We start from the raw sequence: 24,667 nt of genomic DNA, 5'->3' as shown, positions 1-24,667 counted from the left end.
GTCTTCGCACCACCCCGACACCCCCATCGCCCCCGCAGTACCCCTTACGTACCGAGTGGGGCCGGAGCCGCGGCCCACGAGGAGGGAACCATGTCGCTCACGCAACGGAGCGCGGTGGTCCGCCGGCTGATCGTCAGCCCGGGCGCCGCGCCACAGGAGCCCGCACCGGCCGTGGCCACGGCCGCCGGCGTCTCGGCGGTCCTGCGCGCCTTCGGACGCTCACCCCGGGACCTGCCGGCCCGCACCGTGGTCCTCCTCGGCACGGCCGCCGCCGACCCGGGCATCGGCCCCGAGCACGAGGGCTTCGCGGTCCGCACGTCCTCCACCCCGGGCCGCGCCCTGCGCGCGGCCCACCGTGAACTCCACGCAGGAGACGCCGACTTCGCCCTGGTCGCCGGCTTCGGCGAGCCGGACGCACAGACCATCACCGTGTACGCGGTCAAACGCGCCGCCGAGGCCGTGGCCGAGGGCGATACGGTCATCGGCCTCCTCGACCTCGGCGACGGCCCGGCGGACGAGGACACCGCCCCGCCGCTGCGCCCCCTGCACACGGGTCCGAGCGGCACCGACCCCGACCGTCACCGCCTCCTCCTGTGGTCGGGCCGCACCGCCGACGAGGAGGAAGGGGTGCGCGGCGCGCTCCTGCCGCTGCTCAGCGGCGTGCACCGCGAGAGTTTCCCCGTCCTGCCGACCACCACGCCCGCCGGAACCGCACCCGGCCCGGTGCGCGGCGCGGCCGTCACCGTCTCCGCCCTCGCCTCGCGCGCCGTGCACCAGGCCCGTACGTCGGACGCCTCGCACCCCCGGCCGGTCGCGCTGCTCTTCCCGGGCCAGGGCTCGCAGCACGCCGGGATGGCCGCCGGCCTCTACCGGCGCGATCCCGTGTTCACGGCGGCCGTCGACGCGGCGCTCTCCCACATGGGCGAGGAGGCCTCTCGTATCCGCGCCGACTGGCTGGATCCCGCCCGCGCCGCCATCGGCATCGACGACGTACGCCGGGCCCAGCCGCTCCTGTTCGCGGTCGACTACGCGCTCGGCTGCCTCGTCCTCAGCTGGGGCGTGCGCCCGACGGCCTTCCTCGGCCACAGCGCGGGCGAGCTGGTCGCCGCCGTCTTCGCCGGCGTCGTCTCGCTGAAGGACGCGGCTCATATGGTGCAGGCCCGGGTCCGCGAGGCCGTGAAGATCCCCGCGGGCGGCATGCTCGCGGTGGCCGCGGGGGAGGAGCAGCTGCTCCCGTATCTGACGCAGGATGTGGGCATCGCGGCCGTGAACGCCAACCAGCAGGTGATGCTGGCCGGTTCGAAGGAACCGCTCGCCGAGGTCGCCGCCCGGCTCAAGGCCGACGGCCACACCGTCGTCACGGTCCCCGCGACAAGTCCCTTCCACTCCCCGGCCATGGCCCCCGCGTCCGACGCCGTGGAGATCGCCTACCGCGGCATCCCGCTGCGCGAGCCCAAACGGCCGCTGTACTCCGGCTATACCGGCACGCTGATGCGCCCCGACGAAGCGCGCAGCCCGCGCTTCTGGGCCCGCCAGATCACCGACACCGTGTACTTCCGCAAGGCCCTCGACGAGCTCCTGGCCGCCGACGACGTGCTCCTCGTCGAGGCAGGCCCCCGCCAGACCCTCACCGCCTTCGCCCGCCGCCACCGCTCCGTACGCCTCGGCGCCGGCGCCGTGACCCCGCTCCTGCCGGCCCGCACCGGCACGCCCGAGGCCGACCGTCAGTCGGTGCTCACGGCCGCCGCGCGGATCTGGACCGAGGGCCACGACCTCGACCCGGCTGCGGTGTCCCGGCTGTGGACCTGGAGTGAACCGGACCCGTCCGACCCGTCCGAGGGCCGCGCGCCGCGTGCCCGCGCGGAGGTGCAGCCCGCATGAGGTACGTGACCCGGGCCCTGCGCGAGATCTACACCTCGCTGAGCGCGGCGGGCTGGATCTGGGTGGGGCTGCACACGATGGGGCCGCAGGTGCCGGCGGTCGTCCGGCGCCTGATGGACCCGCCGGCCGCGCACCCGGAGCAGCTCTGCCCGCACATCCCGCTGACCCGCACGGAACGCGCGCTGCAACGCCAGCTCATGGCACCGATCGGGGACAAGGACTGACCGCCATGCACCGCTTCCCCGTCCTGACCATGTGAAAACCTCACCTCGTGGGGATGAGCCCGACACTGGCCGCGGCCTGGGGTTCCTCGCAGAATCGTCCGTGAACGGACCGAGAACGCTTCACACGATGCAGAGGGAGCTCATCTCCATGACACCCGTTTCGACCTGCCCTCGTGCTCAGTCAGCCGAGTTCGGCACGGATGCCCACCGCTCCACCCTGTCCGGCCTGGTGATCGAGAACCTCGACGCCCGTCCCGACAGCCCGGTCGCCCTCTGGACGCTCTGCGCCGCGCCGGTCACCGGCCCGGCGGCGGTACGGCCGGTCGCATGACCACTGCCAGGTACGAGCGGACGGCGGCGCCGCTGGTAGCTGGCGACGCACTCGTCGGCTTCAAGTCCCATCTGAAGCCGACCGTGGTACCGGACGACGCCGCCTATCTGGTGTCCCGGCGCGGGGTGACGGCTCTGCACGGAAGCGACGCGGAGATCCTCGTCCCCCTGCTCGACGGGACCCGGACCGTCGCAGCGGTGCAGCGGGAGGCGGCACTGCAGCTGGGCCCCGAGCAGGTCGAAGCGGCCCTTCGGGCCTTGGCCGACGCCGGGTTGATCCGCTTCACCGCTCCGGCGGGGGCCGCCGCACCCACGGTGGCCCCCGCCCGGGCGGAGGCGGAGGCCTACTGGGACCTGGCCGGGCTCGACGGCGGCCGGGCCGTCGCCGACCTGGCCCGCGCCGCGATCGCGATCGACGCCGTCGACGGCCCCGACCCGGAGCCGGTGGCCGAGGCCTGCCGGGCCTCCGGCATCCCCGTGGCCGACGATCCGGGCTCCGCGGACCTCGTCCTCGTCCTGTGCGACGACTACCTCTCCGGCCGGCTGGCCCTCGTGGACGCGGAGCACCGCGCCGCCGGGCGGCCGTGGCTGCCGGTCAAGCTGTGCGGTACGGACCCGTGGGTCGGCCCGTTCTTCCGGCCGGACTCCGGCCCCTGCTGGCACTGCCTCGCCGTACGGCTGCGCGTCCACCGCAACTCCGAACTGCCGGTCCGGCGCGCACTCGGCCTCGACGGCCCTGTGCCGCGTCCCACCGCGGGGCTGGCCGCGGGCCGCGCGATCGCCGTACACCTCGCCGTCCTGGAGAGCGCCAAGTGGCTCGCCGGGCTGCGCAGTCCGGAGCAGGAGCGCCTGCACACGCTGGACACCCTGCGGCTGCGCACCGCCGGCCACCCGGTGAGCCGGCTGCCGCAGTGCGCGCAGTGCGGCGACCCCGGACTCGTGGCTCGCAGGACCATGGCGCCCTTCCTCCCCGTCTCCCGCCCCAAGACCGCGGTGGCCGGCGGCGGTGAACGGGCCCTGACCGCCGGGCAGATGCTCCACACGTACGGACACCTGGTGGACGACGTGACCGGAGTCGTCAAGGAGATCCGCAGGGCCCCCGGCCCCGACTTCTCCCACACGTACGTATCCGGCCACAACTTGGCCATGGAATCCACCTCGTTCGCCGCCCTGAGCACCGGCCTGCGCGCCCTCAACGGCGGCAAGGGATGCACCGACGAAGCGGCCCGCACCGGCGCCCTGTGCGAGGCGGTCGAGCGCTACAGCGGCACCCGGCACGGCGACGAACTCGTCGTACGCGACTCCCTGTGCGGCCTCGGCGAGGCCGCCCTCCACCCCAACGCCTGCCAGTTGTACGGACCTCGGCAGATCGAGGACCGTGAGCGGTGGAACGCGCGGCACGCCCGCTTCCACCACGTCTCACGGCCGTTCGACGAGGACCGGCCCACCGACTGGACCCCGGTCTGGTCGCTCACCGACGGCGTCCAGCGGCTGCTGCCCACCTCCATGCTCTACTTCGCGCGCAGCGACACACAGGCGGCCGACCCCGCGGGGGACGGCCTGTGGGCCGACTCCAACGGCAATGCGGCGGGCAGCAGCCCCGAGGACGCGCTGGTGCAGGGCTTCCTGGAACTCGTCGAGCGCGACGCCGTGGCCCTGTGGTGGTACAACCGGACCCGCCAGCCCGCCGTGGACCTGGACTCCTTCGCCGACGGGCGCACCGAGCGGATCCTCGGCGGATTCCGCCGCGCGAAACGCGTCGTCTGGGCCCTCGACCTCACCTCCGACCTGGGCATCCCGGTGATCGCCGCGCTGTCGCGCCGCACCGACAAACCCCAGCAGGACGTGCTCTTCGGCTTCGGCGCGCACTTCGATCCCCGGGTGGCGCTGCGCAGCGCGCTCCTGGAGATGGGTCAGCTGCTGCCCGCGGTGTGCGAGGCGCAGCCGGACGGGACGGGCTACCGGATCGCCGACCCGGAACCGGTGGCGTGGTGGCAGGGCGCCACCGTGGCCAACCAACCCTACCTGGTGGCGGACCGGACCCGCGCACCCCGCACGCCCGCCGACTGGACCGTGACCCGCAGCGGCGATCTGCTCGACGACGTCCGCACCATCACGGACCTGGTCCGGGGCAAGGGAATGGACCTGCTGGTCCTCGACCAGACCCGGCCGGACCTCGGCCTTCCCGTGGTGAAGGTGCTGGTGCCCGGGCTGCGCCACTTCTGGGCGCGCTTCGCGCCGGGCCGACTCTTCGACGTACCGGTGGCGCTCGGCCGGCTCGACGGACCCACGCCGTACGAACAGCTCAACCCCATCCCGCTGTTCGTGTGAGCGCGGCGACGGCCGGCGGGCGGATCAGGGGCGAGGGGAACGTCGAAGGAGTGAGGCGGGCGTGACGAGGGCGGGGGAGTCCGGCGGCGGTACGGAACGGGGCGAGGACGCGTTCGTCGCCTCGGCGGACCGGTTCGCCGAGGTCGCCGCGGAGCTGGCGGCGCCGAAGGCGGCCGTTCTGACGCACGCACAGCTGGAGGAACTCCTGGGCGCGGATGCGCGAGGTCGCCCGGCAGCTGCTCCATGCCACCTGGCGCTGCGGGCCGGGGAGGAGGAGCGTGTGGCGGAGGTCGTCGACGCCGCGGGCGTCGAGCGCACCCGGATCGAGCGCGGCCGCCGCCGCAGGCTGGCCACGGTGTTCGGAAAGGTCACCGTGACCCGGATCGCCTATCGCGGTACGGGAGTCGAGGATCTACACCCGGCCGACGCGGCCCTGAACCTGCCGAGCGGGATGCACGCGCACGGACTGGCGCGATCGAGGCCACGCGCGACAGCTTCGCCGAGGCGTGCGAGCGGGTCAACGCCGTCACCGGCGCCGGAGTCGGGCACCGCCAGATCCAGGAACTCGTCCTCGCCGCCGCGGCCGACATCGACGCCTTCTACGACGCCCTCGTACCGGCCCCCTGCACCGACACCACGCCGCTGATCCTCTCGGTGGACGGTCTTGGCGTGGTGATGCGGGCCGGCAAGGGGAGCGCTGGCACCGGGCTCGCGGGCACCACCGGCAGCCGCACGGACGCCGCCGACAGCCGTGCGCGCGTCCTCAACAGCCCCGCGCACCCCACCGAAAGCGCCGCTGCCGGCCCCGGAAGCGCTTTGTCGACACGCCATGCGTCCGCGACGAAGAATGGCCGAAAACGGACCGCCACCGTCGGCTCCGTCCACGACGCCGACCCCGTGCCGCGCACCGTGGACGAGGTCATCGCCGACCCCGGCCGCTCCGCAGCGGTCGCCGCCGGGCCGCCCGCAGTGCGGCAGCCCGGCCCGCGCCCGGGCTCGACATAGCTGTGCGGTGCGGTGAACGACTCCGCCGCGGAGGTGGTGGCCGCCGTGTTCGACCGGGCCGCGCAGCGCGACCCCGGCCGGCGCCGCCCCTGGGTGGTCCTGGTCGACGGGGACCGCCGGCGCATCGACTCCGTCCGCGCCGAGGCGCGGCGCGGCACCGCACATCTTGTCGACCTCGTCCACGTGCTCGAACTCCTGTGGCGTGCGGCCCTGTTCCTGTACGGCGAGGGCGACCCGCGCGCCGGAACCCGGGTCGCCCGGACGGCGCGCACGCTCCTGACGGCCGGCGCGCAGGCCGCCGCCGCCGAGCTCCGGGCGGCCGCCCGGACCGCTCCGTCCGGCGGCGCGCGGCATACGGGAATCGACGCGGCCGTGGACTGTCTGATCGAGAACGCCGAATTCCTGCGCTATGGCACAGCATCGGAACGCGGGTGGCCGGTCGCGACCGGAGTGATCGAGGGCACCTCCCGCCATCTGACGGTCGAGGACCGTCTGGAAATGGCCGGTGCCCGCTGGAGCCCGGGCGGCGCCGAGGCCGTACTGAAATTGCGCGCGGTTCGCGCCAGTTTCGGAGCCTGTTGGGTCTGGCATCAGCAGCAGGAATCCCTGCACAATCATCAGAAACGCTACCCCAGCCCGCTGTCCCTCAACCCCCTTGCACAAGACCCTCATTTGATCTGCACCGAACGTCGCCTATGCTCTCGCTCATTGTGTTCGAGAAGCGCAGATGGGGGAGATATTATGCGCCGCTCAGACTCCTCTGTCGACCCGACGGAAGCGGCTGTGGGCGAAGGAATGCTGCGCCGGAGCCGTGATCTGCCCGCTCCGCGGATGGCCGAGGTCATCCTGATCGCGGCGATCTGCTGTTACACGGGCATCACCGTTCTGAACATCCTCAACTCGGGGGTCCACGGCCTCGGTCTGGCGGCTGCCGGAGCCTGCCTGACCGTGCTCTTCGCGCTCCAGATCCTGCACTCCCAGCCGGGCGCACGCCGCGCCCCGGCCCGGCGCCGGGCCCTGACCCTGGGTCTCCAGGTCCTCGTCACGTACCTTCCGCTCGTCGCTTTCGAGGCGCAGTGGGGCGCCATGGCGGGATTCCTCGCGGGCTCCCTGCTGCTGCTCCTGCCGCCGCGCCCCGGCTGGATCCTGTACGGACTGGTGGGTGTCTCGATGCTAGTGCCCCCGGTCCTCGGCGGCCGGTCGGTGCTCGACAGCGCCTACCTCGTCCAGACCACCCTGCTGACCGGCCTGGTGACCTTCGGACTCGCGCGGCTCTCGGACCTCGTCCGGGTCCTGCACGAGAGCCGGGGCGAGCTGGCCCGGGCCGCCGTCACCCGCGAACGTCTGCGCTTCGCGCGGGACTTGCACGACCTGCTCGGCTACAGCCTGTCCGCGATCCAGCTGAAGGGCGAGCTGATCCACCGCCTGATCGCGGCCAACCCGGAGATGGCCAAGCAGGAGATCGAGGACGTGCTGGCCATCTCCCGGCAGTCGCTGGCCGACGTGCGGCGGGTGGCGAGCGGCTACCGGGACCTGTCCCTGAAGGAGGAGATCGGCTCGGCCCGCTCGGTGCTGAGCGCCGCCGAGGTCGAGACGGTCACCGACGTCCGGATCGGCTCGGTCAGTTCGCCGGTGGACACGGTGCTCGCCACCGTGCTGCGGGAAGCGGTCACCAACGTGCTGCGGCACAGCCGGGCCACGTACTGCGGGATCACGGCCGTCGAGGAGGACGGTCTGATGACGCTGTCGATCTCCAACGACGGTGTCATCGAGGGGTATTGCGACAGCTCGCCGCACAGCGGCAGCGGTCTGGGGAACCTGGAACTGCGCCTGCGCGCCGTGGGCGGGGATCTGACCATCGACCGGGGGAGCGCTGACGCGTTCCGGCTGGTCGCCCGCGCCCCGGCGCACGGCGAACTGCTGGCCGGCACCGACGGGCCGATGGAGGACGAGGCCGCCTGGATGACGGTCTGAGACAAGTATTCCGGCCCGTCGGCCCGACCCGCCCGAGCCGGACACATTGGTAAGCTCATCAGGATCAAAACCGCGCGGACTGGGGGCTCTCCACGGTGATCAGAATTCTGCTGGCCGAAGACATGAACATGGTGCGCGGAGCGCTCGTCGCACTGCTCAACCTGGAGGACGACCTGGAGGTCGTCCGCGAGGTGGAGCGCGGGGACGAGATCCTCGCCGCCGCCCTGGAAGCCAAGCCGGACATCGCGATCATCGACATCGACCTGCCCGGCCTCGACGGTCTCAGCGCGGCCGTGCAGATCCACGAGCACCTGCCGGAGTGCCGGACGCTGATCCTCACCAGCCTCGGCCGGCCCGGCACCTTGCGCCGGGCCCTGGCGGCCCAGGTCTCCGGCTACCTCCTGAAGGACGACTCCCCGAAGGAACTTGCCAGCGCCGTACGGCGCGTGGCGGCCGGCCAGCGCGTCATCGACTCCGAACTGGCCCTGGCCGCCTGGAGCGGACTCGAGAGCCCGCTGACCGACCGCGAGACCGAGGTGCTGCGCCTGGCCGCCAACGGGTCGGAGGCGGCCGAGATCGCCAAGGAGCTCTACCTGACGCCCGGCACCGTACGGAACTACCTGACGACCGTCGTGGCGAAACTCAACGCACGCAACCGCGTCGACGCCATACGCATCGCCCGCGAGGCGGGCTGGCTGGTCTGACGCGCCGGTGAAGGAACCTTTCGGCGTCAGCAGACACGGGACGGACGGTCTGGACGCGCTCCCATGACCTGGGAGGGCGCCGGCCTAGAGGGGCGCGTCCACGAGCGTGGCCATCCCCGCGGCGTACAGGTAGCCGATGATGTCCTCAGTCACCGACTTCGGCAGCGGGAGCGCGGTCGCCGCGGTGGCGGGCGTGACCGGCCAGGCCAGCATCAGCGTCACCCAGGCCGCCTCGGGCCGGTGCAGGACCACGCGGTGCGGCAGGTCCACGGACTCCAGCACACAGCCCCCGCCGGACTTCGACACCGTGATGACCACGTGGTCCGGGAGCCCGACGCGCTGATCCCCGGGCAGATGGATCAGGACGAGCGGCGCGGCCGGCGAGGACGGGACGACCGACAGGAGCGGCCCCTTCAGGTCGTCCATGCCGAGGGTGCGCACCACCAGAGGCGACAGCCTCTTGAGCGCCGGCAGGATGAACCGGCGCAGATCCTCAAACTCCTGCACCGCGTTCCCGAGGACCACCGGCCCCAGTTCCATCCGCCGCAGCGCCTCGCGTACGGACGGGGCGGGACGGTCGAGCCGCTCCGGACCCCAGGGGCCGGTCAGAAGCAGCGTGTCGTCCTCGGCGCTCCGCTCGACGCGCACGTCCTCGGACAGCGACCACAGATGGACGGATCGGGCTTCCCCCGGCGCGTGCCACATCTCGCACCTCTCTCACTGGCTTGGCGATTATGGGATGCCGGCCGGGCCCCGCGACATCCACCGGTTCATCTGTCGGGCATGAGTTTTTCATAGTGCGGAAGCAAACCCCCGCGCATAGGGCAGGGGTTGGTCATCGGAACCCTCTCGTCTACGCCTGCTTCCGCAGCGGCCGCAGGAAGTCCCGCAGCTCCGCCACCAGGAACTCCGGTCGTTCCAGGGCCGGGAAGTGCCCGCCGGAATCGGCGTCGCACCAGTGCCGCAGATTGGTGAAGCGGCCCTCCAGCCACGGCCGGGGCATCCGGGCGTCCTTGGGGAAGATCGTGATCCCCGTGGGGACGTCCACCTGGTGCAGGGGCACCTTGTTGTGGCTCTCCCAGTACAGACGGGCGGAGGACGTGGCGGTGCCGGTCAGCCAGTAGAGGCTGACCATGTCCAGGAGCCGGTCGCGCGGCACGGCCTTGTCGAGATCTCCGTCGTGATCCGTCCAGGTCCAGAACTTCTCGGTGATCCAGGCGAGCTGGGCCACCGGCGAGTCCGCGAGACCGTAGCCGAGCGTCTGCGGGCGCGTGGACTGGATCGCCGAGTAGCCGGACTCGTTCTTCTGGAACTCCTTCAGGGCCGCGAGCCCCGCATAGTCGCGCGGGCTCAGCTCCACCTCGCCCTCCGGCGGGCCCGCGAACGCCATCGTCAGATGGATGCCCGCCAGCCGGTCCGCCGCCGTGTGCCCGAGCTGGGCGGTGACGAACGCACCCCAGTCACCGCCGTGCGCCGCCCAGCGCCCGTAGCCGAGGCGGTCCATCAGCTCCGCCCACGCGTCCGCGATGCGCTCGACTCCCCAGCCGGGACCGGCCGGGGAGTCGCTGAATCCGTAGCCGGGGAGCGAAGGGCAGACGACGTGGAAGGCCTCCGCCGGGTCGTCGGGCGAGGTCAGCGGCTCGACGAGGTCGAGGAACTCCACGACGCCGCCAGGCCAGCCGTGCGTGAGCAGCAGCGGCAGGGCGTCCGGGTGCGGGGAGCGGGCATGCAGGAAGTGGAGGCCCAGACCGTCGATCTCCGTACGGAACTGGGGCACGGCGTTCAGCCGCGCCTCCGCGCCGCGCCAGTCGTAGCCGTCGCGCCAGTACGCGGCCAACTCCCGTATGTACGCCAGCGGGACACCCTGCGACCAGTCGTCCACGGTCTCCTGGTCAGGCCAGCGCGTGTCCGCGAGCCGCCGGCGCAGATCGGCGAGGGCCTCGTCGCCGATGGCGATGCGGTAGGGGTGGACGTCCGTACTCATGCAGCCCTCCAGGCCGAGGCGGTGGGCTCCCATGGTGGCCACCGGGGCCTTGAGCCATCCTCCAGAGCTGCTGGACAGGGGTGCAGCAGGGTGGACACCCTCGACGGGAGGAGCAGCCGTGACCGATCTCTACTCCGGGGTTCTGGAGTTCTACGCCCGGCAGATGCCGCTGATGGAGGAGGGCCGGATCGAGGAGTACGCCGACACGTTCACCGAGGACGGCGTCTTCGAACACGCCCTCGGCTGGCGTCTGGAGGGCCGCGAGCAGCTCATCGAGGGCACCCGCTCCGGCCTGGCCCGCTACGCCGGCAAGGCGCTGCGGCACTGGCACGACCGCTTCACCGTGGACCGCCGCCCGGACGGCGCCCTGGACGTCACCTACCTCGCCATGGTCAGCCTGGTGGACGAGCAGGGCCAGGTGACGTTCGAGCCGAGCTGTACGGTGCGGGACGTCCTGGTGTGGAGCGAGGAGGGCGCGGGCGGCGGCCGGTGGCGCACCCGGTCACGCTTCCTGCGGCACGACACGTCGGATATGAGCCGGGTCTGGGAGGGCAGGCTCACCGGACGTACCTGAGCGAGAGGACACAGAGACAGTGGATCGCATGCCGGACCCCGACGTGCTCGACAACAGGGCGCTGGGCCGGGCCACCCTCGCCCGCCAGCTGCTGCTGCGACGGCACGCCATGACGGCCACCGAGGCCATGGAGCACCTGGTCGGTCTCCAGGGCCAGCTGGCCAACCCGCCCTACCTGGGCCTGTGGTCGCGGCTCTCCAAGTTCGCGATCATGGATCTCACCGCGCTCCTGACCAGCCGCAAGGCCGTACGCGGCGGGCTGATGCGCGGCACGCTGCACGTCGTGACGGCACGGGACTTCCTGCGGCTGCGGCCCGTCCTGCAGCCCGTGCACGACAAGGCGCAGCGCGGGTTCTTCCGGCGCGACACCGAGGGGATGGACCTCGGCGAACTGGCCGCGTTCTGCGCCTCGGTCCTCGATGAGCGGTACTCCACCAACGTCGAGCTGCGCAAAGCCCTGGCGGCGAAGTGGCCCGAGCGCAACGCCACTTCGCTGCTGCACTCGGTGCAGTACCTGCTGCCCACGGTCTACGTACCGCCCGGCGGCACCTGGGGCACGGGTGGCTCGACCCCGCTGGCCACCGTCGACTCCTGGCTCGGCACGCCGCTGCCGGAGTCCGACGGGCCCTCGGAGATGATCCTGCGCTACCTCGCGGCGTTCGGCCCGGCCTCCGTCAAGGACATCCAGGCCTGGTCGGGACTGACACGGCTCAAGCAGCCGGTGGACGAACTGCGCCCGAAACTCGTGACGTTCCGCTCGGCGGAGTCCGGCGTCGAGCTGTTCGACCTGCCCGATGCGCCGCGTCCCGACGCCGGCACGCCCGCGCCGGTCCGGTTCCTGCCCGAGTTCGACAACCTCCTGGTGGCCCACGCCGACCGCACCCGCGTGATCAGCGACGAGCACCGGGCGATCACCAACACCCGCAACGGAGGCGTCGCGGCCACCGTGCTCGTGGACGGCAAGGTCGCGGGCCGCTGGCGCCTGGTGCGCGCCAAGAAGGCGGTGACGCTGGAGATCGAGCCGTTCGCGCCGTTCGCCGCGTCCGACAGGAAGCAGGTGCTCGCCGAGGGCGAGGCGCTGCTGGCCTTCGCCGGGGAGGACGCGGAGGAGCGGGACGTACGTTTCGTGTGACGGCGGGACGTACGGCGGCAGGGCATACGGCGGCAGGGCATACGGCGGCGGGCGCCCGGAGAGGATCTCTCCGGGCGCCCGCCGCCTCTGTGCGCCGTCCGCGCCCGTTCAGTCCCGCAGACGCAGCGTCGCCAGATAGTGCACCGCCGACTTCTCCACCGACTTCAGCTCCCACCGGGTGCCTTCGAGGATCCGGTCCAGGTCCGCCGGCGGGATCATCGCGTACTCGAACCAGTCGCTCGCCAGGAGCCGGTCGCGCAGCCGGATACGGACGAACCCCTCGGGGCGGCCGCGCTCGCTGTTCCACTGCTCGTAGCTGAGCCGGTCGGGCGGCGTGGGGACGTCGAGGCCGTCGCCGAACAGCAGCGCGCCGGGAGCGGCCACCTCGGCGAGCGCGTCGAGGATCGCGCGGGCCCGCTCCGGCGTGCCGAGCAGACCGGTGCCGTTGCCGAGCAGCAGGAACGAGTCGAAGCGGCCGATGCCCTCCGGCAGACCCGTGAACTCGGCCTGGACCACGTCGAGTCCACGCTCGCGGGCCACCTCGACGACCCCGGGCGAGGAGTCCACGCCGAGGACTTCGTGCCCGGACTCCAGGAGCGCCAGACCGTGGCGTCCGGCGCCGCAGCCGACGTCGAGGACCCGGCCCTGGGCGCGCTCGACCGCCCACTGTTCCGTCTGCGGCCACTGGTCCTGCGGCTCGAAGTACTTGCCGGCGTCCTGCGCGATGATGAAGCCGTCGTCGCGCTCCACCACCTCGAAGGCCAGGTCGCGGCCGCCGCCGCCCTCCCAGCAGCGGCGGAGCACGGCGCCGAACGGGTCGCCGAGTACGGGCTCGTGGCCGGGGGCACCTGCGGCGCCCGCCGGGGTGCTGGTAGCCGTGGTCATGTGGCTTGTTCCCTTCTGTGGTGGGCTCTTGAGCTCGTGTGCTGGTGGGGGGTTGCGCTCAGGGGCGCAGTTCCGGGGTGAACTCGAGGACCGCCACCGTCCAGACGTGTCCCGCGCCCACGCCGTACGCGAGCAGCAGATCGCCCGGCTCCGGTGCGCCCGTCTCCACCAGGTGGTGCAGACCGACGAGCTGGTCCCCGGCGCCGAGCTGCCCGTGCTCCAGGAGCCAGTCGTACGGAGTGGCCTCGCGCGTGAACCCGAGCGGGCCGCGGACGGCGGACTGGGCGATCGGCTCGGGGAACGTGGTGTGCACACACCACCGGACCGAGGCCAGATCGCGGCCGGCGTCCGACAGCGCCTCGTCGACGGCCGCCGAGGAACCCTTCTGCAGTCGCGCGAGGACCTCCTCGAACGCGAAGTCGTTCTCGGCGGCCTCGAAGTAGTCCCGTTTGCGGGACCGCAGGTCGACTGCGCGCCCGCCCTCGAACGGCGCCCGGGTCCACGGGCCGAGCCCGCGGTCCATGATCTCCAGGGACGAGTCGGACACGGAGGCCGTGGCGAGGATGCGGGCGATCCCTCCGCCGGTGGACAGCACTGCCGCCCCGCCTCCGTCCCCGTAGACCATCTGCTCGTCAGTGTTCCAGCGGTCCAGATACGGCAGATGGAAGGCGTCGCCCGAGGTGATGAGCGCCGCCTTGCTGCCCGGGCGGGCGGTCAGATGGGAGGCCGCGAGCTCCAGCGCGGACAGTCCGCCGTTGCAGCCCTGCCGTACCTCGTACGCGGGGGCACCGCCGCCGCCCAGCACCTCGTGCTCGACGTAACTGGCGGGCGACCACACGTCCCTGCCCTGGTGGCCGGAGTACGCGTGCAGCACCAGGCCGACGTCCTCGGGCCGCAGCCCGGAGCGTTCCAGCGCCTGCCGGCCCGCCCGGGCGGCGAGCACCGGACCCGGTTCGTCCTCGGCCGCGACGCGCACGGCACGGTAGCCGCTCACCGCACGGGCGCGGTCGGTGTAGCGGCCCGCGGCCACCGCGTCCTCCGCCGTCTCGATCCGGGACGGCAGGGCGCTACCCGTACCGGCCACGTACAAGTTCTCCCAGCGCACGGGTCGTTCCTCCTCGTCTCAGTGGCTTCTTCGGTGGCTTCTCCGGCGGCCGGTGCCGTGGCCGCGGGTCAGGCGGGGGCGGACTCCATGGACTCCATGCGGCCGGCGAGCAGCGCCGGGGTGGGCGCCCGGTACAGTTCGCGCACCGGGACGCGCCGGCCCAGCTCCTCGTGGATCCGGCCGGTCAGGACGGTCGCGAGGAGGGAGTGGCCGCCGAGGTCGAAGAAGCTGTCGTCGGGCCCCACGTCGGCGCGTTGCAGCACCTCGGCGAACAGGGCGGAGACGGTGCGCTCCACGGTGGCGGTCCCGGGGGCGGCGGACGGGCGCGTCCCCGAGCGGGCCGCCGCGTCTGCCGGGGGAGCGTCCGCTGCATCCAGAGCCGTCCCCGCGGCAGGTGCGGAGGCCGTCGTGTCCGGGGCGGGCAGGGCCGACCGGTCCACCTTTCCGTTCGCGTTCAGCGGCAGTTCGTCGACCTGGACGAACACCGCCGGGACCAGGTGCCCGGGCAGCCGCGCCTCGGCGCGGCGGCGCCACTGCGCCGGCCTGCCGCGTCCGACGACGTACGCCACGAGCCGCATCCCGCCGGGTCCTTGCTGCGGGACCACCGCCGCCCGGTCGATGTCCGGATCGTGCAGCAGAGCCGCTTCCGCCTCCCCGGGCTCGACACGGAAGCCGCGGATCTTGACCTGGTCGTCGGTGCGTCCGAGGTAGACGACCTCGCCGTCCGGGTCGCGCCGCACCAGGTCGCCGGTGCGGTACATGCGGGTGCCGGGCGGGCCGAAGGGGTCGGCGACGAACCGCTGGGCGGTCAGGGCGGGCCTGCCCCGGTAGCCCCGGGCCACTTGGACACCGGCGAGGTACAACTCGCCGGTGCCGGCGGGCTGCAGCTCCTCGTCGAGCACGTACGTGCGCATCCCGGTCAGCGTGTCCCCGAGCGGGACGGTGGACGGCCACTCGGCGGGCGCCCCGTCCAGGCTGCAGGCGGTGACGGCGTGCGTCTCGGCGGGACCGTAGATGTTGTGCACCCGAAGGCCGCTGCCGTCGGGCCGCGGCGCGCGCAGCGCGAACGGCCGGATGATCCCGTCGACGTGCAGCGCCTCGCCGCCCTGCAACACGTCCTCGAGCGCGGGCAGCGAGCTGCCCCGCGACCAGGCGGCGGTGAACAGGGCGTCGATCACCGCGGTCGGTGCGTACAGCTCGTTCACCCGCTGCCGGTCGCACCACTGCGCCATGGCGTCCATGTCGGTGCGGATCTCGTCGGGCGGGATGACGAGCGTCTGCCCGGAGACGAGCGCGGCGAGGATCTCCTGCACGGAGAAGTCGAAGCCCACGGCGGTGAACTGGGCCGTGCGCTTTCCCTCCCGGACCGGCAGCTGTGCGACATGCCAGGTCAGCAGGTTGGACAGCCCGCGGCACGGCATGACGATGCCCTTGGGCACCCCGGTGGACCCGGAGGTGTAGACGACGTAGGCCGGGTGCTCCGCCCGCAGCAGCGACCGGTCCGGGTTGCCGGGCGCCGGGACCGGCCCTGCGGCCAGCGCGGGGTGGCCGGCGGTGAGGGCCACGGCGGGGCCGGCGTCGCGCAGCATGAAGGCGATGCGCTCGTCCGGATAGCCGGTCTCCACGGGCAGATACGCGGCGCCGGCCTTGAGAGCGGCCACCATGGCGACGATCAGGTCGGTCGACCGGGGCAGCAGGACGGCGACCACGCTCTCCGGGCCCACGCCCGACTCCATGAGCCGGGCCGCCACTTGGTTGGCACGGGCGTTCAACTGGGCGTAGGTGAGGACGTCTTCCTCGTACACGACGGCCTCTGCGTCCGGCGTGCGGGCTGCCTGCCGCTCGAACAGATCGGCCGGGAGCGGCAGTTGCTCCGTTTCAGCGGCCTGCCCGCGCAGCGAGGCCGGACGAAGGTCCTGCCAGCGTTCTTCGACCCGGGCCAGCGCGCTGTCGAGGTCCTCCGGCGCGTGCACCGCGTGCCAGCCCTGCGGCGGGTGCGGTCCGTCCGGCCACAGGGAGTGCTGGCCCTCGTCGTTGACGAGGACCCGATGACGACGGGAGGGATCCTCGAAGGGATTCACCGGCTCGGCCCCGCCGGCGCCGAGGCCAGCCGCTCCGCCGCCAGATCCAGGCCGGTGCGCAGCAGGGAGGCCAGCTCCTCCACGTCGGAGCGCTCGTAGACGAGCGTCGGGATGAGCTGGACGCAGCCCGGACCCGGCTGGACCGTCAGTCCGGCCTCGCGCAGCGCGCCCACCGTCTGGATCACATGGAATTGCGGGAGCCGCTGCCCGTCGGTGCCGAGCCGCAGGGCCTGGAAGCAGCCCACACCGCCGTGCCCGGTCACCAGCTGATGACCGCCGAGTGCGGCCAGCGCGTCCTCGAGCAGCTTGCCGGTCTCGCGGGCCCTGCGGGGAGCGTCGAGCCGCTCCAGCTCGTCGATCGAGGCGATGATCGCGGCACATGTGGTGGGGGCGCCGGCCTGGGTCTCGCCATGCATGAGGGGCGCGTTCTCGCGTTCGTACGTTTCGCAGACGTCGTGCGAGACGAGCACGACGGCGGCGGCGCAGGTCCCGTTGGTCAATCCCTTGGAGGCGAGCAGGAGGTCCGGGCGCATCGGCCAGGCCTCGGAGGCGAACGCGAGGCCGGTCCGGGCGAAGCCGGTCGCCACCTCGTCGGCCACCAGCAGGAAGCCGTGCTCACGGCGCAGCTCGTCCAGCGCCGTCAGGAGGGACTCCGGCAGCGGGAACGCGCCCGAGCCGAGCACCGGTTCGACCACCACGGCCGCCACCTGGTCGCCCTCGGCCGCCATCAGCCGCCGTAGCTCCGCCGGGTCGTCATGGGCGACGTGCCGCACCCAGCGCCGGTCCACGGCGTACATGTCCTGGCCGAGGTCCTCGCCGGTCAGGGCGTGGGAGCCGTACGTCGTGCCGTGGTAGCTGCCGGTGAGGCCGACGATCAGGCGGCGCCGGCCATCGCCGCGCAACGCCTGGTACTGGCGGGCGAGTTTCATCGTCAGGTCGTTGGCTGCGCCTCCCGAGGTGCTGAAGACCACGCGGCCGAAATGCTCGGGGCCGGCCAGATCGAGCAGGGCCCGCGACGCGTCCACGGCGGGCTGGTGGGCCGAGCGGAAGACGGGGAGGTACGACGCGGTGCGCAGCGTGTCCGCGATCGCGTCGGCCACCCGGGGGTTGTTGTAGCCGAAGTTCACGTTCCACAGCCCGCTGGTGCCGCACAGCCGCCAGCGCCCGTCCGCGAAGAGCACCCGCGTCCCCTCCGCACGGACGGCCGTGCGCGCCGGGTCCCCGAAGACGCCGGGCGGGGCGAACTGTTCCCACAGCGGGTATCGAGTCGCCTTCGTCATTGCTTCCTCCTCGGTCGGCAAGCCCAGCGGATGCTGGCACCGGGGCCTCCAGGACCGGTCGAGGGCGGGTACAGGAGGTCTGGGGCGGGGCGCCCCCTGCCTGCTCGCCCGGCCCCGGCGCGCACGGGCCCGCTCTTGGCTCGACCAGGACTGTGGAGCCGGCCGCGACACTGCCCGCACTGTCGACCGGCGGAAGGACCCGGAGATGTACGACGTGATCATCGTGGGCAGCGGCTCGGCCGGCGGGGTGCTGGCCGCCCGGCTCAGCGAGGACCGCGCGCGGCGCGTGCTGCTGCTGGAGGCCGGCCCGGACGACGCCGCCTTCCGGGGGCCCCGGCACATGTGGGGATGGGCGGACGAACGGGGCCCGCTGCCGCGCGGGCGCATCCTCGGCGGCTGCTCGGCCGTCAACGCCGCCATCGCCCTGCGGGCGCCCGCCGCCGACCACGACGCCTGGGCCGGAACATGGGGCATACGCGGCTGGGGATCCGAGGAGCTCGCGCCCCGCTACCGTGCCGTCGCCCGGCGCGTGCCGGTCCGGCGTCCCGCCGAGTCCGAACTCAGCCCGCTCAGCCGCGCGTTCCTCGACGCCGCCGGAGCCCTGGGCCACAAGCCGGTCGAGGACCACGACGCCCCGGGGACGGTCGGCGCGGGCCCGGTACCGCTGAACGAGACCGGCGGCGTACGGCAGAGCACCGCGCTCTGCTATCTGGCCGAGGCCCGCACCCGCCCCAACCTGACCGTCCGCACCGGCGCCCTCGTCGCCGACGTCCTCCTCGACGGCAGGCGCGCAACGGGCGTACGCCTGGCGGGCGGTGAGGTGGTCCGGGCGGACGTCACCGTGCTCGCCGCGGGCGCCTACGCCACGCCCGCCCTGCTGCTGCGCAGCGGCATCGGCGCGCCCGCGACCCTGCGCGCCGCCTCGGTGGACGTGGCGCACGAACTGCCCGGGGTGGGGCGGCGACTCCAGGACCACCCGCTGCTGGCCCTGCGCCTGTACGGGCCCGCAGGCATCGCCGCACCGATGTTCCAGACACTCCTGACCCTGGGCGAGAGCCAGGTGCCCGAGCAGCATGTCCTGGTCGGGGCGCCGCCGCCCGCACCCGGCTGGGGCCCGGACGCCGACGGCAACCTGCCGTTCGTCGTGAGCACCGGACTGCTGCGCCCCCGCTCCCGCGGCGAGGTCCGGCTGTACTCGGCCGACCCCGCCGAGCAGCCCGACATCCGCCTCGGGCTGCTCACCGACCCCGCGGACGTGCCCGGCCTGCGGACCGGTCTGCGCGAGGCGCTGCGCCTGGTGCACGCCGCGCCCTTGCGGGATCTCGTACGAGGCGGGCTCGACGCCCTGCCGTCACCGGAGGCCGGCGACGAGGTCCTCGACCGGTGGGCGGCCGCCCGCGTGTGCACGTACCACCATCCCGTCGGCACCTGCGCCATGGGCCGCAGCCCCGAGCAGGGCGCCGTCGTGGACGAGCGGTGCGCGGTGCACGGACTCGACGGGCTTCGGGTGGTCGACGCCTCCGTCTTCCCCGAGGTGCCGAGCGTGAACACGAACCTGCCGGTGATGGCGGTCGCCGAGCATGCCGCGACCTTGATCTGACCCGCGGCGGGGAGCGGGAAAACACAACTGCCGCCGTACGGACGACTGGTGAAGAGGCCGTCCGTACGGCGGCAGTCGCCGCACCGGGGCGGGTCAGACGGTGGTGACCACCTCGTCGTACTCCAGGCGCGGCAGCCGCGGGCCCCAGGCGTCCTCACCGGGCTTGCCGATGTTCATCACGACGAGCGCCGTGTGCGTACCGTCGGGGAAGAACTCCTTGTCGAGCCCCTCGTGGTCGAATCCCGACTGCGGCCCGGCGGCCAGGCCGGCGGCCCGCAGTCCGATCACGAAGTAGCCGATCTGCAGGGCGGAGTTGAAACGGGCCGACTCGGCGCGGTCGTTCGGGTCGCCGTAGAAGACGTCCTTGGCCTGCGGGAAGTAGGGGAAGAGGCGCGGCAGTTCCTCATGGAACTCCAGGTCCGCCGCGAGGATGGCGATGAGCGGCGCCGCCGCCGTCTTGTCCCGGTTGTTGTCCAGCATGTGGGGCAGCAGCCGCGCCCGCGCCTCGTCCGAGCGCACCAGCACCAGACGCAGCGGTGTGGTGTTGAACTCGGTCGGCCCGTTCTTCACCAGCTCATAGACGGCTCGTACGGTCTCCTCGGGGACCTCTTCGTCCGTGAAGGCGTTGGCGGTGCGCGCGTTGTGGAAAAGCAGGTTCTGCGCATCCTCGGCGAGCTGCAACGGGTTGGTCTGGGCGGTGGTCATGGGGGTTCCCTTCCTTTCGGTCCGACGCACCCACCACTGTGGCAACGGGACCTCGAATCTCGGTCGAGCTGTGCCCCGCAAGCGGCGCTGTGCGTACGGGAGTTCGGAGGCCGGCGTACAGGAGCGGATCAGTGCACCGGCACCGCGTCCTCCGCGTCCGGGTCGCGCACCAGCGTCCGGCGCGGCAGCGTCGGCATCAGGACCAGGGCCAGCGCCATCACGCCGACGATGGACCACAGGGCGATCCGGAACGCGCCGCCGAAGGTGAGCGCGGTGCTCTCCGCGCCGGCCCGCTCCAGCGCCGCGGTCACCCGCGGGCTGTCCTCGGGCGCGGACTCGGCGCCGCACAGCGCCTGCCCGCCCGCGTGCTCATTGGACTCGGCACGGCTCTCGGAACACCGCACGAACGCACTGACGATGTCGCCGGTCCGCTCCTGCGCCACCCCGGCGGCCACGAGATCCTGGCGCAGCTGCGGTACGGCCTCCTCGGCGCCCTTGTCGGCCTGCGGGCCGAGGACGCCGAAGAAGACGACGCTCGTCAGCGCGATGCCGAACGCGGAGCCCAACTGCAGCGTGGCGTTGAGGAGCCCGGAGCCGGAGCCGGCGTCCTTGGCGGGCACGTCGGTCAGCGCGATGTCGGCCAGCGGGGCGGAGACCATGCCGAACCCGGCGCCGAGCACCAGCAGGGGCACCAGCTGGTGCCAGAAGCCGAGGCCGCTGCCGAACTGGTCCGTGGCCCACACGTACGAGCCGATCCCGGCGAGCATCAGCAGCGCGCCGGCCTGCGGGACCCGGCGGCCGAAGCGCGGCGAGAGCACGGCGACCGACAGGGCCGCGCCCGGCGCCGCTCCGAGGCAGAACGGCACCCCGCTCATACCGGCCCGCATCGGGGACCAGCCGAGACCGAGCTGCATGTACATGGCCCAGGACAGGAAGAAGATGCCCATGGCCAGGTTGAACAGCAGATAGATGCCGAGGCCGGAGGTGAAGCTGCGGACCCGGAACAAGGGGAGCGACACCAGCGGATAGCCGTCCTTGCGGGTCTTGCCGCGCTGGTACGCCGCGAAGAGGGCGAGGACCGGCAGGGAGGCCGCCATGGAGACGAAACCCCAGACCGGCCAGTCGAGTTCACGGCCCTGGAGCAGCGGGAAGAGCAGCATCAGCAGGCCGACGGTGAGCAGTGCGACGCCGGGCAGGTCGAGCCGTACCCCGCGCGGCCCCTTCGATTCGCGGATCACCCGCAGGCCGATCACGAGCCCGACGATGCCGATCGGCACGTTGAGCAGGAACACCGGCCGCCAGCCGAGACCGAAGAGGTCCCACTGCGTGAGGACCCCGCCGAGCACCATGCCGAGCACGGCGGCCAGACCCGCGATCGCCCCGTACATGCCGAAGGCGGTGCCGCGTTCGCCGCGCGGGAACGTGACGTGGATGATCGCCAGGATCTGCGGGATCATCACGGCCGCCATGGCACCCTGCAGGACGCGGGAGGCGGCGAGCTGCCAGGGTTCGGCGGCGATGCCGCACAGCAGCGACGCGACGGTGAACCCCGTCATGCCGAGCACGAACACCCGCTTGCGCCCGAAGATGTCCCCGAGCCGGCCGCCGGTGATCAGCAGCAGTGCGAACGCGAGGGCGTATCCGGCGGTCACCCACTGGATCGCCGCGTAACTCGCCCCGAGGGTCGCCTGGATCTCCGGGATGGCGACGTTGACGATGGTGACGTCGAGCATGTCCATGAACGCGGCGACCAGGAGCACGACCAGCGCGGCCCAGCGCTTGGGGTCGGGCGGCGCATCCTGGCCGCGGTCGTCCCGCGCCGGCCCGTGCCGCTCGTCCGGGCCCGGTTCCGGATGCTGTACGTCGGGGGCCTCGTGGCGGATCCTCTCCTGGTCGAGTGGCTCCGGAATTCCGGAATCTACAGCCATCACGTACCTCTTTCTCTGTGCTCGCTCGGGCGGACGGCACACGCATCCGCCTGATCGGGTGGGGGGTTGGCCGGCCGCGTCGCGGGCATGACGGCGCCGCTCCCCGGCGCGCCGAGGGAGCGGCACGGGACGCGCGGGTTCCGCCGCGGTCCGCCGGGGTCAGGACCCCCAGCTCACGCCCTCGCTGCCGCCGCGGTACGGGGAGTACGGGCTGTCGGCGGCGGCCGTCAGGTCCGCCCCGCCGTCGATGACGATGATCTGGCCCGTGACCCACGAACTGGACGGCGCGGCAAGGTGCGTGATCCACGGGGCCACGTCCTCGGCCTCGCCGGTGCGGCCGAGCGGATTGGCGGCGGCGAACCCCTTGAAGAGCCCGTCGACTTCCTCGGTGCTCAGCCCGTTCGCGGTGTAGACCTCGGTGCGCACGGCCGACGGCGCCACCGCGTTGACGCGGATGCCGCGCGAGGCCAGCTCCTTGGCCCAGGTGCGCGTGAGGCTGTGCGTGCCGGACTTGCTGACTGCGTACATCGACGCGTACGGCTCCGGGTTGTGCCCGGCCACGCTGGACGTGAACACGATGCTGCCGCCGGGCGAGGCGAGCAGCGGGAGCAGGCGCGCGGTGAGCAGCACCGGGCCGATGACGTTGGTCTCCAGCATCTCGCGGGAGAGCGCGAGGTCGGGGTTGTCCACCGGGGTCTGCCGGTAGATGCCGGCGTTGTGCACCAGCACGTCGAGCCGCCCGCCGCGGGTATGCACGGCCTCGACCACGGCCTGCGCCCCGTCCTCGGCGGTCACGTCCGCGACGACCGGCACGATGGCCGGGTGCTCGGCGGCCACTTCGTCGAGCCGGTCCTTGCGGCGGCCGGTGATGATCACGGCGGAGGCGCCCAGGCGCGCGAACTCCAGCGCGGAGGCCCGTCCTATGCCCGTGCCACCGCCGGTGACGACGACGTTCTGTCCCTCGAAAGTGCTGTCGGACATGGAGTGACTCCTTCACGGTCCTGGGTGAGACGGCCGGTTTTGCATGGTCGGCCCACCCAGTGGAGTCACGCTGGTGCCGCGGTCGTCCTCGACGGCCCGTGTGTACGGGGTGCGCAAGGCCGTGCGGACCGGGGTGTCACCGCGCGGCGGGCTGCCACGCGCGGACCGCACCGCGCCGGAACATCCGGGAGTTCACACCGGGCCGTCCCGCAGGATCGTGGTCTGGAGATCCTTGAGTTCGCGGGTCAGGTCGAGGCCCAGGTGGGCGGTCATGCCGGCGCGGGCCGAGGCCAGGACGTGCAGGGCGTCCGCGCGCCGGCCGCAGGCGTAGAGCGTGGCCGCGCGGAAGGCCAGCAGGGTCTCGTGCTCGGGTTGGGCCTCGGTGAGCCGGGCGAGTTCCGCGGCCAGGGGCCAGTAGTTGCCGAGGTCGAACTCGGCGGCGACGTGCAGGAGTTGAACGGTCAGCTGCAGCTCGTCGAAGGCGGCGGCCACTCCGTGCCGTATCCGGTCGCAGGCCACGTCCTTCAGGACCGCGCCCCGCCATTCCGCGAAGGCCTGGGCGGCCAGCCGCGAGACGTCCTGAGGGGCCGTGGCGCGCTGGGCCCGGTCGAGGAGAGCGGTGAAACGGCGGAGATCGACCAGCTGCGGATCGCCTGCCAGGGTGTACGTGGAGCCGCTGCGCAGCAGCCGTACGGAGGGGTCACAGCCGCCCCGGCGCAGGCTGGTCCGTAATCGGCAGACGTCCACGTAGAGATCGGCTCGCGGGCGCGGCCGTTGTCCTCGTCCGACAGCAGGCCGGTCAGCCGGCCCATCGGGAGCGGCCGTCCCATCTCCACCAGCAGAAGGCCCAGTAGCCGGCGTTCGCGACGGCGGCCGATGGCCCTCGGATACTGGGCGACTGCAGCGTGGGGCTCCGCGATCCCTGCGGGGGAGGTGAAGGCTGTTGCTGGCACGGGAGGTCCTCGGGCTTCAGACATCGCTGTCGGTCCCGTACTCCGTAACTGCTGGTCAGCACACCCGGAAGAGCAAGAGACGGGACTGACGGGACTGAGTGGACGTTAAGACCGTGTCCTACGTGGTGAGGCGTCGTTGACTCGTCTATGGGGCGGGGCACGTGGAGTTGGATTGTTCCGGACGGGCTGTGGGAGATCGCGAAGCCGCTGATCCCACCGTCGAGGGTGCGGCCGCAGGGCGGCGGAACGCAGGACACACCTGATGAGACGCTGTTCGCGGCCATCATCTACGTCCTGGTCAGCGGCTGCGCATGGCGCCAACTACCGCCATGCTTCGGCATATCGAAGTCGACTGCGCACCGCCGGTTCCTGATCTGGTCCAGAGCCGGCGTCTGGGGCCGCCTGCACGAAGCCGTGCTGCACCGACTCGATGATGCCGGCCTCATCGACGTCACCCGCGTCGTCCTGGACACCGCCCACGTCCGGGCTAAAAAGGGGGCGAACACACAGGTCCGAGCCCCGTGGACCGCGGCAAGCCGGGTTCCAAGATGCACGTCTTGTCGGACGCGAACGGACTGCCCCTGGTCGTCGGCATCTCGGCCGGCAACACCCACGACAGCGAAGGCCTGAAGCCCATGATCGAGGGTCACCAAACGAGACACGACCCTCGCAACGGCAGGTACTTCAAGCCCCAACGCCTTCACGCGGACAAAGCCTACGACCGTGCCGACCTGCGCAGATGGCTCAGATGGAAACGGATCGGAGTACGCATCGCCCGCAAAGGGATCGAGTCCAGCCAACGATTAGGACGCCGACGCTGGGTCATCGAGCGGACCATGTCCTGGCTGTCCGGCTACCGCAGACTCAGCCCACGCTACGAACGCCATCCTGAGGTTCCCCCGAGATGCAGGGGGTGCTGACAGAGGGTCAGATGGTTCTCATGAGAGGAACATCGACCATGGCTGCCCCCAGGAAGTACTCGTTGGAGTTGCGTGAGCGTGCGGTGCGGA

General features: G+C 72.5%; 21 protein-coding genes and 1 pseudogene. 12 read left to right on the top strand and 10 right to left on the bottom strand.

The features are described 5' to 3' along the window. Positions 1-90 precede the first annotated feature (90 nt). The 8 genes from P1P70_RS16030 to P1P70_RS15995 all read left to right on the top strand — a co-directional run bounded on the left by P1P70_RS16030 (position 91) and on the right by P1P70_RS15995 (position 8,449). Positions 91-1,881: an acyltransferase domain-containing protein gene (locus tag P1P70_RS16030; RefSeq protein WP_319237708.1), complete on the top strand. Its 1,791-nt coding sequence runs from the start codon at positions 91-93 to the stop codon at positions 1,879-1,881. After that, positions 1,878-2,105 carry a DUF6059 family protein gene (locus P1P70_RS16025; RefSeq protein ID WP_319237707.1) on the top strand — a complete coding sequence of 76 codons (228 nt, stop codon included), beginning with the start codon at positions 1,878-1,880 and terminating at the stop codon, positions 2,103-2,105. The genes P1P70_RS16030 and P1P70_RS16025 overlap by 4 nt, the downstream gene beginning before the upstream one ends. 148 nt (positions 2,106-2,253) lie before the next feature. Continuing rightward, a complete protein-coding gene (locus tag P1P70_RS16020) occupies positions 2,254-2,436 on the top strand; it encodes a hypothetical protein (protein ID WP_319237706.1) in 183 nt (60 codons plus the stop codon). Continuing rightward, entirely contained in the window at positions 2,433-4,766 is a 2,334-nt protein-coding gene (locus P1P70_RS16015) for a TOMM precursor leader peptide-binding protein (protein ID WP_319237704.1), read from the top strand. The genes P1P70_RS16020 and P1P70_RS16015 overlap by 4 nt, the downstream gene beginning before the upstream one ends. A gap of 61 nt (positions 4,767-4,827) precedes the next feature. Next, positions 4,828-5,412, top strand: a complete 585-nt coding sequence (locus P1P70_RS16010; RefSeq protein ID WP_319237702.1) for a hypothetical protein — start codon at positions 4,828-4,830, stop codon at positions 5,410-5,412. A 23-nt stretch (positions 5,413-5,435) separates the two neighbouring features. After that, on the top strand, positions 5,436-5,771 hold the full coding sequence (locus P1P70_RS16005; protein WP_319237699.1) for a hypothetical protein: 336 nt from the start codon (positions 5,436-5,438) through the stop codon (positions 5,769-5,771). A gap of 12 nt (positions 5,772-5,783) precedes the next feature. Next, positions 5,784-7,745, top strand: a complete 1,962-nt coding sequence (locus P1P70_RS16000; RefSeq protein ID WP_319237698.1) for a histidine kinase — start codon at positions 5,784-5,786, stop codon at positions 7,743-7,745. A 95-nt stretch (positions 7,746-7,840) separates the two neighbouring features. Next, positions 7,841-8,449, top strand: a complete 609-nt coding sequence (locus tag P1P70_RS15995; protein WP_319237697.1) for a response regulator transcription factor — start codon at positions 7,841-7,843, stop codon at positions 8,447-8,449. An 84-nt stretch (positions 8,450-8,533) separates the two neighbouring features. Here the strand turns inward: P1P70_RS15995 and P1P70_RS15990 are convergent, their stop codons facing one another. Continuing rightward, positions 8,534-9,154 (bottom strand): NADH oxidase, encoded by a 621-nt coding sequence (locus tag P1P70_RS15990; RefSeq protein WP_319237695.1) that lies wholly within the window; start codon positions 9,152-9,154, stop codon positions 8,534-8,536. Between the two features lie 148 nt (positions 9,155-9,302). Next, positions 9,303-10,433 (bottom strand): epoxide hydrolase, encoded by a 1,131-nt coding sequence (locus tag P1P70_RS15985; RefSeq protein ID WP_319237694.1) that lies wholly within the window; start codon positions 10,431-10,433, stop codon positions 9,303-9,305. A gap of 118 nt (positions 10,434-10,551) precedes the next feature. Between P1P70_RS15985 and P1P70_RS15980 the strand changes: the two genes are divergently transcribed. Both P1P70_RS15980 and P1P70_RS15975 read left to right on the top strand, forming a co-directional pair. Continuing rightward, positions 10,552-11,007, top strand: a complete 456-nt coding sequence (locus tag P1P70_RS15980; RefSeq protein ID WP_163090144.1) for a nuclear transport factor 2 family protein — start codon at positions 10,552-10,554, stop codon at positions 11,005-11,007. Between the two features lie 28 nt (positions 11,008-11,035). Continuing rightward, positions 11,036-12,139, top strand: a complete 1,104-nt coding sequence (locus P1P70_RS15975) for a winged helix DNA-binding domain-containing protein (protein ID WP_319237691.1) — start codon at positions 11,036-11,038, stop codon at positions 12,137-12,139. Positions 12,140-12,247: 108 nt separating this feature from the next. Here P1P70_RS15975 and P1P70_RS15970 read toward each other — a convergent pair whose 3' ends face one another. The 4 genes from P1P70_RS15970 to mpaD all read right to left on the bottom strand — a co-directional run bounded on the left by P1P70_RS15970 (position 12,248) and on the right by mpaD (position 17,490). Further along, positions 12,248-13,024: a class I SAM-dependent methyltransferase gene (locus tag P1P70_RS15970; RefSeq protein WP_319237688.1), complete on the bottom strand. Its 777-nt coding sequence runs from the start codon at positions 13,022-13,024 to the stop codon at positions 12,248-12,250. 58 nt (positions 13,025-13,082) lie between these two features. Next, positions 13,083-14,129 carry a ketoacyl-ACP synthase III family protein gene (locus tag P1P70_RS15965; RefSeq protein ID WP_319237686.1) on the bottom strand — a complete coding sequence of 349 codons (1,047 nt, stop codon included), beginning with the start codon at positions 14,127-14,129 and terminating at the stop codon, positions 13,083-13,085. Positions 14,130-14,197: 68 nt separating this feature from the next. Next, on the bottom strand, positions 14,198-16,210 hold the full coding sequence (locus tag P1P70_RS15960; RefSeq protein ID WP_319237684.1) for an amino acid adenylation domain-containing protein: 2,013 nt from the start codon (positions 16,208-16,210) through the stop codon (positions 14,198-14,200). After that, a complete protein-coding gene (gene mpaD / locus P1P70_RS15955; RefSeq protein ID WP_319237681.1) occupies positions 16,207-17,490 on the bottom strand; it encodes a daptide-type RiPP biosynthesis aminotransferase in 1,284 nt (427 codons plus the stop codon). The genes P1P70_RS15960 and mpaD overlap by 4 nt, the downstream gene beginning before the upstream one ends. Before the next feature lie 205 nt (positions 17,491-17,695). On the opposite strand from mpaD, the gene P1P70_RS15950 reads away from it, so the two are divergent. Beyond that, positions 17,696-19,090 (top strand): GMC family oxidoreductase, encoded by a 1,395-nt coding sequence (locus P1P70_RS15950; RefSeq protein WP_319237680.1) that lies wholly within the window; start codon positions 17,696-17,698, stop codon positions 19,088-19,090. A 93-nt stretch (positions 19,091-19,183) separates the two neighbouring features. On the opposite strand, the gene P1P70_RS15945 is transcribed toward P1P70_RS15950, so the two are convergent. From P1P70_RS15945 to P1P70_RS15930, 4 genes are all read right to left on the bottom strand, one after another. After that, positions 19,184-19,795, bottom strand: a complete 612-nt coding sequence (locus P1P70_RS15945; protein ID WP_319237677.1) for a malonic semialdehyde reductase — start codon at positions 19,793-19,795, stop codon at positions 19,184-19,186. A gap of 128 nt (positions 19,796-19,923) precedes the next feature. Next, positions 19,924-21,723 carry an MFS transporter gene (locus P1P70_RS15940; protein ID WP_319237674.1) on the bottom strand — a complete coding sequence of 600 codons (1,800 nt, stop codon included), beginning with the start codon at positions 21,721-21,723 and terminating at the stop codon, positions 19,924-19,926. A gap of 159 nt (positions 21,724-21,882) precedes the next feature. After that, positions 21,883-22,704, bottom strand: coding sequence for an SDR family oxidoreductase (locus P1P70_RS15935; protein ID WP_319237671.1), 822 nt, complete (start codon positions 22,702-22,704; stop codon positions 21,883-21,885). A gap of 192 nt (positions 22,705-22,896) precedes the next feature. Then, positions 22,897-23,451 (bottom strand): AfsR/SARP family transcriptional regulator, encoded by a 555-nt coding sequence (locus P1P70_RS15930; RefSeq protein WP_319237670.1) that lies wholly within the window; start codon positions 23,449-23,451, stop codon positions 22,897-22,899. Between the two features lie 353 nt (positions 23,452-23,804). On the opposite strand from P1P70_RS15930, the pseudogene P1P70_RS15925 reads away from it, so the two are divergent. Then, positions 23,805-24,547 (top strand): annotated as a pseudogene (locus tag P1P70_RS15925) (IS5 family transposase); the annotation flags it as partial. Positions 24,548-24,667 lie beyond the last annotated feature (120 nt).

The sequence above is a fragment of the Streptomyces sp. MB09-02B genome, assembly GCF_033794485.1.
Classification (GTDB): Bacteria; Actinomycetota; Actinomycetes; order Streptomycetales; family Streptomycetaceae; genus Streptomyces.
Note: the sequence above shows the minus strand (reverse complement) of the source record. Positions and strands in the feature narration are given on the sequence as shown.

Coding starts and splice junctions, on each gene's coding strand:
- P1P70_RS16030 (WP_319237708.1), top strand. CDS start 91: ATGTCGCTCACGCAACGGAGCGCGGTGGTCCGCCGGCTGATCGTCAGC.
- P1P70_RS16025 (WP_319237707.1), top strand. CDS start 1,878: ATGAGGTACGTGACCCGGGCCCTGCGCGAGATCTACACCTCGCTGAGC.
- P1P70_RS16020 (WP_319237706.1), top strand. CDS start 2,254: ATGACACCCGTTTCGACCTGCCCTCGTGCTCAGTCAGCCGAGTTCGGC.
- P1P70_RS16015 (WP_319237704.1), top strand. CDS start 2,433: ATGACCACTGCCAGGTACGAGCGGACGGCGGCGCCGCTGGTAGCTGGC.
- P1P70_RS15990 (WP_319237695.1), bottom strand. CDS start 9,154: ATGTGGCACGCGCCGGGGGAAGCCCGATCCGTCCATCTGTGGTCGCTG.
- P1P70_RS15985 (WP_319237694.1), bottom strand. CDS start 10,433: ATGAGTACGGACGTCCACCCCTACCGCATCGCCATCGGCGACGAGGCC.
- P1P70_RS15975 (WP_319237691.1), top strand. CDS start 11,036: ATGCCGGACCCCGACGTGCTCGACAACAGGGCGCTGGGCCGGGCCACC.
- P1P70_RS15970 (WP_319237688.1), bottom strand. CDS start 13,024: ATGACCACGGCTACCAGCACCCCGGCGGGCGCCGCAGGTGCCCCCGGC.
- mpaD (WP_319237681.1), bottom strand. CDS start 17,490: ATGACGAAGGCGACTCGATACCCGCTGTGGGAACAGTTCGCCCCGCCC.
- P1P70_RS15950 (WP_319237680.1), top strand. CDS start 17,696: ATGTACGACGTGATCATCGTGGGCAGCGGCTCGGCCGGCGGGGTGCTG.
- P1P70_RS15945 (WP_319237677.1), bottom strand. CDS start 19,795: ATGACCACCGCCCAGACCAACCCGTTGCAGCTCGCCGAGGATGCGCAG.
- P1P70_RS15940 (WP_319237674.1), bottom strand. CDS start 21,723: ATGGCTGTAGATTCCGGAATTCCGGAGCCACTCGACCAGGAGAGGATC.
- P1P70_RS15935 (WP_319237671.1), bottom strand. CDS start 22,704: ATGTCCGACAGCACTTTCGAGGGACAGAACGTCGTCGTCACCGGCGGT.